This window comes from Pedobacter sp. (genome assembly GCF_045627485.1).
Taxonomy (GTDB): Bacteria; Bacteroidota; Bacteroidia; order Sphingobacteriales; family Sphingobacteriaceae; genus Pedobacter.
On record NZ_JAZQNU010000165.1, the window covers coordinates 1 to 7,036 of the forward strand.

Genomic DNA, 7,036 nt, shown 5'->3' on the forward strand with positions numbered 1-7,036 from the left:
ATGCTCTACGCAGCGGATGCCATCGAATACATCTACCGTGTGGTTGCCGCTCATGGCAGTAAGTATGGTCTGTACCATGTATCTGCACAGACCCCGGTAACGGAGCGAGAACTGGCAGAGCAGATCAGAAAGAATACCTGGTTCAACATCGAGATCGTGTCCGTGGGAACCAATGCAAAGAGAAACATCCTCTCCGCAAAGCGTTTCCAGGAAGAGTTCGGTACCACCTTCCTCTGTGACCGTGATAACATCGTTAAGCGTATCGCAGCCCTAAGTGTCAAACTGCCGTTATAACCGTTGTCGATTTTCTTGGTGGTAATGATATTAATTATACCAGATAAACCCTCGCTGTCGTATTTTGATGGTGGTGTTGTTATTACTTCTATTTTCTGGATTGACGATGCCGGCATGCTCTTCAGCACATCTTTAGGGCTCCTTACCACCATACTGGAAGGTTTTCCATTAATCAGGATCTTATAATTACCACTCCCTTTCAATTTGATATTGTCATCTGCATCTAAAGACAATAAGGGCACTTTACGCATCATGTCCAAAACTGTGAGTACTTTACTTTCCGGATCTGCCTGGATATCGTAGGAAATCCGATCAACCTCCTGTTTTATAATTGGGCGATCACCAGAAATAGCCACTTCTTGCAGGTTGTTTGTTTGTGAGGAAACACTGATTTCACCTAAATCGATCGTATTTGAACCTGTTATTTCTGTGTCAACATTTTTAGAATGATAGCCAATAGCAATAGCTGTAATTTTATACTTGCCTGGTAATAACAGATCAAATTTAAAATCACCTGAATCCTCAGTCACCTGGGTTTTCAAGACTTCATTATCCTTTTTCAAAGCAATAGTCATATAACCAATTGGTCTTTTTGTGGCGGAATCGATAACGATTCCTATAATTGTACCTGTGGAACTGACGGTTATTGGTGTTGATTTTTGTGCGTTTGCAACAGAAAACGTAAAGGTCATCAGGAATACTTGGAAGAGAGCGAGTTTTAAAGAGCGATTCATGAAAGATGCGTAAGGTAGATTGTTTTTTCTTGCAAGATAATGGAAAGAATCATTCAGTTAATGATCCTTGTGAATTTTATTTGTTACAATTAAAATGTTCTATCAGAATGCAAAAGACTAATGGTTATTAGGTATTTTTTTATTTAAATCACCAATCTTTATATTTAAAGGTTATTTTTGATAAACTAAATTAACGTTATGACCATTAAACACTTAACTGCCACAATTCTTCTCACTATGTTTGTGCAGGTTTCATCATTGCATGCCCAGATTTGGAAAAAAGTTCAACAAAAACTTGAAACAAAGGCAAATCAAAAAGTTGACGATGTTCTTAGTAGAAAAAAATCTTCTGCCAACAATAAGGGCACTATTGAAGATTCTAGGACGAATAGACCTGTATTGGAGGAAGATTTTTCATTCACGCCAGGCACAAATATCATCTTTGAATCTGATTTTAAATATGACTCAAAAGGTCGTATGCCAAAAAAATGGAAGTCAAACGGATCTGGTAGTATAACTGCTGTTTCCGGCATGCCTGGAAATTGGCTGGCCTTGACAGAAAAGACTACTTACAAAATAGACAGTCTTATTAACAATCCTGTAAATTTTACTGTTGAATTTGATTTACTTACCAGAAGTGCAGAGACATCTGATATTGGTCCCTTATCTTTTGGCTTCGCCCGAGACAACTCATCTAAAAATGGAATATATGACGGTCATAATGGAAACGCAATTACCAATACGCAGCTACACTTTCATAATCAAAAGGTTACTAATGCCAGCAGTGATACAGATGCATATAGCACTTTAGACTATCCATTTGCGAGCAATTCAAATTCCTTGATACACGTGGCCATCTCTGTTGAAGGCGAAAATTTAAGGGTATATGTAGATAAGGCGAAAGTGTTAGACACAAAGATGTTTAAACCAGCAGCAACGAAGTATTTCTACATCACGGCACCTTTTTCTTACGATCACGGCGCTAAGGTTTATTTCGGCAATTTTGTGATGGCCAAGTAGACGTATATATCCTCAGTATCTACAAGCCCTTCCTTCATCAAAACATGGAATAATTGTACGCTACCTAATTGCCAAATATGCTGTCTATGGGGGACTAAACAACAGCTATATTAATATTCAATTGCTGTAGCGGACAAGAAGGTTACGATAATTTACTATGTTTACGGTTTTAAACAAATATTGTTTCCGTTGATGAAAGATAAAAGGATAAATCATATTATCACTATAGGCTTTGCCCTATTTGCCATGTTCTTTGGTGCAGGCAACTTACTACTTCCACCATTTATTGGGTTACAGGTCTCAGACTCCTGGGTGTGGACCACCATTGGCTTCATGATTACAACTGTTATTCTTCCATTTCTGGGCATCATTTCTGTAGTCCTTTCTGGTGATAACTTTACTGACTTGGGCAAACGTGTCAATAAAAATGTCGGTGTTGTACTAGGTATCGTCATCATGTTAGGAATAGGACCCCTTATCGCTATTCCTCGTACTGCTGCAACTACGTTTGAGATTGGAATTCTGCCTCATTTCCCCAACTTCAGTCCTATAATAGCTTCCATTATTTTTTTTATTGTGACAGGCTTTTTTGCGCTATCTTCTTCCAAAGTGGTAGACCTTATTGGCAATTATTTAACGCCATTTTTGATTCTCATTCTCCTTGGCTTAATCGTGATGGGACTAATCAATTCAACAGATGATCATTTTGTAACCCGATATACGAACATCGATTCCTTTTTAGTCGGTTTTCAGGAAGGGTATCAGACCTTAGATGTTTTAGCTTCCGTAATTTTCGCTGGTATAATTGTCTCCGCTGCTAAACTGAAGGGGTATCACACCACAAGGCAGAAAAACGAAATCGTTATTGCTGCAGGTTTACTTGCAGCTTTATTTTTGCTTTTTATTTATGGTGGTCTTGTCTATTTGGGTGCTACTTCGGGCAACGAATGGTCTGTAAATACAAAAAGGGCACCCTTGCTCTTGCAAATCTCCATTAGCCACCTTGGTGTTAACGGAACTTACGCCATGGCCGTATGTATCGCCCTGGCGTGTTTAACCACCGCTGTTGCACTAACAAGTGCAGTAGGGTCTTTCTTTAGCGAATTAGTAAATCATAAAGTTGGTTATAGAACCATTGTGATCGCTTGTTGTGTAGTGTCTTGTGTTTTATCCATTACAGGCGTAGATAATATCATCACCTATGCTTATCCCTTTCTGTCCTTCATTTATCCCATAGTGATTACGCTTGTTCTATATGTTGTTTTCTTTGGTAGGATTATTAAAACAACCGGGCCTTATATGGGTGCTTTATTGGCAACATCATTAATTTCATTTGTAGGGCTAATAAATAGTTTTGGCTTTTCTACCCCTGCTTTAAACCAATTCATCAAAAAGATTCCACTCGCCACTTATGACTTAGCCTGGGTTGTGCCATCTTTTGTTCTTTTTATACTGTTGTTTTTGGTAGAGAGACGAAGAGAAAAGAGGTAGTCCACCCGGTCAATCACGTAGTTTACGCCTAAACACTAATTATTTATTAAGCGTTATGCTAATAAAAAACTATAAACGTAAACATCATGGAAACAAACCAACAGAAAGACAAAAAAGACTTGAACCGTGCGAATAATGCCCAAGGCGATATTGGGAGAAACAATAGTGCTAACAATCCGGATGCGGAAATGCAAAATGACACCGGCTATGCAGGTACTACTAATGCGGTAAGCGAAAGCAGAAATACCGATGATGGATACCAAATCGCGCCAGAGGATACGTTGATTGGATACGATGGCGATGAGTCGCAACTAGATATGGATTTGGGTAATGAAAATGATAACACCAAAAATCGCGGCATCGATGATAATGATTAAGCTAAATAACTTTGTAATCTATTTTTTGCTCTACCTGTCATAAACGAAATGCTGGCATCACGTTAAAAGTCGAGAATGTTACAAACGCATTGTTCCAAAAATCGTTGATATTGTGCTATTTTACTAAATCAACTTTTTAAGGATATGAGATGTCAACTACGAAACGTTATTAGTTTAATGGCTATAATGGTGTTTGGATCAACTGCAGGTAAAAGTCAGACACCAGTTTTTACTAAATATGTGAATACTTTTATTGGTACAGCACCACTTACTGACCCCAAAATCCTTGGCTATGAGTTGCCTGAAGGGTGGAGATCATGGGCGGGTTTGACATTTCCCGGTAGTTCTATGCCTAATGCAATGGTTCAACTGAGTCCGATGACAGAATATGGTTCTGGTGCAGGCTACGAATACGAAGACACCGTTATTTATGGATTTACCCATACGAATAAAGGCCACTGGAACCTTTGTAACCTACCAATACTCCCTGTTTCCAATCCGGGAAAGAACCTGTCTGCTTTAAACAAAGACACTAAATTCGGATCAACATTTTCTCATCAAAGAGAAAGTGCCGCACCAGGATTCTACCAGGTCTATCTCGACGATTATAATGTAAATGTAAGCTTGACGTCCACCTTAAGAGCGGGTTACCATAAGTACGAGTACAAGAATAATAAAGCACGACAAATTCTCTTTGACCTGGCGAAAGCCAACAACAAAGTCTCCAACTGGTGTATCGAACAGGTTGGTGCTTCGGTATTGCAGGGCTACCAGCAGACTGGCGAAAAGATTTATTTCTATGCCCAACTGAACACTAACATTAAAAGCCTAGACATACCAGAAAAAGGTAAACCTAACGGTTATGCCATGATTCACCTTGCTGACGGTACCAAAGGACCTGTAGAACTTAAAATAGGCTTGTCGTTCGTGAGTATCGAGAATGCTAAACAAAACCTTCAAGCGGAAATAGGAGGCAAATCTTTCTCCGACGTGGTTGCCGAAGGCACGCAAAAGTGGGAAACCTTATTATCAACCATCCAGGTGAAGGGCGGAACGGAGAAACAGAAGCAGATGTTATACTCCAGCTTATACCGTTCATTTTTATGGCCAGCGTTAAGAAGTGATGTGAATGGTCAATTTACAGATGCAAAAAATAACCTGGCCAAAGCAGATTTCAATTATTATACGGAGCCTTCCTTGTGGGACACCTACCGGAACAAAGATGTGCTCTTAGGCATGATTTCGCCAGATGTTACCCTCAACGTCATTAAATCGATGAAGGATGTGGGGGAGAAAACGGGTTTCATACCTACCTTTTTCCATGGCGATCATGGTGCCTCTTCCATCACAGGTGCCTACCTGAGGGGAATTGATGACTTCGATGTAAAAGCAACCTACCAATTGCTGCTAAGAAATGCTAATTTACCAAATGGTGCCCGTCCACATATTACCGAATACATTGAAAAGGGCTATATCGCTGAACTTGATATCGCCAATCCGCATGTGGAAACGAAGGGAACCGCGGGGGTATCTAAAACCCTGGAGTATGCCTATGATGATTATTCCCTCGCCCAGATGGCGAAAAAGTTGGGTGATACGGCAAATTACCGCATCCTTATGGCGAGATCAAAAAATTATAAAAACATGTTTGATCCGGGGACCAGGTTTATGAGGGGCAAGTTGAAAAATGGCGACTGGATTAAAAACTTCGATCCTCAGTATCCTTATTATGAATACATGTACAGGGAAGCTAATGCATGGCAGGTATCATTCTTTGCACCCCATGATATGAAGGGTCTAATTGCCTTGTACGGGGGAGAAAAAGGTTTCGAAGCTAAGTTAGATTCGCTGTTTACCGTGCCATGGAATCCTAAACATATTGCCAGAAATGTGGAGACTATGATTGGCCAGTATTGTCACGGTAATCAGCCAGATCATGAGGCGCCTTTTTCTTATCACTTCATTGGCAAACCAGAGAAGTCGCAGAAGATACTAGACACCATCTTGAATAATTTATATGGCATCGGTGAAGATGGTTTAGCACTTAGTGGAATGGATGATGCAGGCGAGATGTCTTCCTGGTATGTGTTCAGCGCAATTGGATTATACCCTTTCTCGGCAACGGATGCGGAATATATTGTTACAGCGCCACTTTTTGACGAAGTTAAATGGCGGGCCAGCAATGGTAAAATGGTTACCATTTCCAAGCCTGGAAAAGGTCGGGCAATTACTTCCATTAAAGTAAACGGAAAGAAAATTGACGGGTATTTTGTATCGCACGACGTGTTCTTAAATGGGGGCGACATCGAAATTATCACGAGGTAAAACAAAAAAACCTCTGGGTCAAATGATCCAGAGGTTTTTTGTAGTCGGGGTGGCAGGATTCGAACCTACGACCTGCTGCTCCCAAAGCAGGCGCGATACCGGGCTACGCTACACCCCGAACTTGGTATCGGTCAGTATCTTTTCCGATGCTGTGGTGCAAATGTAGAGAAATTCGCGACATAAAAAGCATCCTGTGCATATTTATTCGGCCTTTTTCGCTAAAGTATTCTATTTCAGGCAGAAAAAAATTCATAAAAATTTTTTCATCAGCCAGAAGGCGCAAACAACGGCTTGCTAAGGTGATTTGAATCATTTTCATCCATTAAAATTAATATTAACTTCAAATCAATACCCGGTGTTATTTGTTTTTGTTAATATTTTAACCTTCCAATAGCATGGCAATAAACTTGTAGCTTTTAAATTACTAATACTCGCGCAAATGCTTAAAACAATAATCCCTTATGAAAAAAATACTCGTTCCAACGGATTTTTCCGATCCTTCAGTAAACGCCGCCAAATTCGCATTAGCTATAGCCAATGTTTTTGATGGGCAAGTGGAGCTGTGCAATGCGTTTATGGTGCCTGTACAAGCACCTTTGGCCGCCCAGGTATCTCTGCCGGTTATTGATTATGATACTGTCCAGCATCAAGCGAATGAGCGCCTTGCTACAATGGCCAAAAAATTGGAAGAACAAATGGTTCATAGCTGGTTGGAAGACTCCCGTCCGATTCAATGGGTAGCTGATGGCGGATCAGCTGTAGAAGTGATTAATGCCTTGGTAGAAAAAGAACAAC

The 7,036-nt window shown here is 40.2% G+C and carries 6 protein-coding genes and 1 tRNA gene; 5 read left to right on the forward strand and 2 right to left on the reverse strand.

All coding sequences use genetic code 11. From position 1 onward, the window contains the following. Positions 1-50 precede the first annotated feature (50 nt). Positions 51-1,028: a carboxypeptidase regulatory-like domain-containing protein gene (locus ACR2F3_RS12800; protein ID WP_432710368.1), complete on the reverse strand. Its 978-nt coding sequence runs from the start codon at positions 1,026-1,028 to the stop codon at positions 51-53. A 198-nt stretch (positions 1,029-1,226) separates the two neighbouring features. On the opposite strand from ACR2F3_RS12800, the gene ACR2F3_RS12805 reads away from it, so the two are divergent. The 4 genes from ACR2F3_RS12805 to ACR2F3_RS12820 all read left to right on the forward strand — a co-directional run bounded on the left by ACR2F3_RS12805 (position 1,227) and on the right by ACR2F3_RS12820 (position 6,241). Further along, positions 1,227-2,048: a hypothetical protein gene (locus tag ACR2F3_RS12805; RefSeq protein ID WP_432710369.1), complete on the forward strand. Its 822-nt coding sequence runs from the start codon at positions 1,227-1,229 to the stop codon at positions 2,046-2,048. Between the two features lie 192 nt (positions 2,049-2,240). Then, entirely contained in the window at positions 2,241-3,539 is a 1,299-nt protein-coding gene (gene brnQ / locus ACR2F3_RS12810; RefSeq protein ID WP_432710373.1) for a branched-chain amino acid transport system II carrier protein, read from the forward strand. Positions 3,540-3,625: 86 nt separating this feature from the next. Beyond that, positions 3,626-3,916: a hypothetical protein gene (locus ACR2F3_RS12815; RefSeq protein WP_432710370.1), complete on the forward strand. Its 291-nt coding sequence runs from the start codon at positions 3,626-3,628 to the stop codon at positions 3,914-3,916. Between the two features lie 144 nt (positions 3,917-4,060). Continuing rightward, positions 4,061-6,241, forward strand: coding sequence for a GH92 family glycosyl hydrolase (locus ACR2F3_RS12820; RefSeq protein WP_432710371.1), 2,181 nt, complete (start codon positions 4,061-4,063; stop codon positions 6,239-6,241). 44 nt (positions 6,242-6,285) lie between these two features. On the opposite strand, the gene ACR2F3_RS12825 is transcribed toward ACR2F3_RS12820, so the two are convergent. Next, positions 6,286-6,359, reverse strand: a tRNA-Pro gene (locus ACR2F3_RS12825). 343 nt (positions 6,360-6,702) lie between these two features. Between ACR2F3_RS12825 and ACR2F3_RS12830 the strand changes: the two genes are divergently transcribed. Next, a partial coding sequence (locus tag ACR2F3_RS12830) for a universal stress protein (RefSeq protein ID WP_432710372.1) occupies positions 6,703-7,036 on the forward strand: 334 nt, incomplete at its 3' end.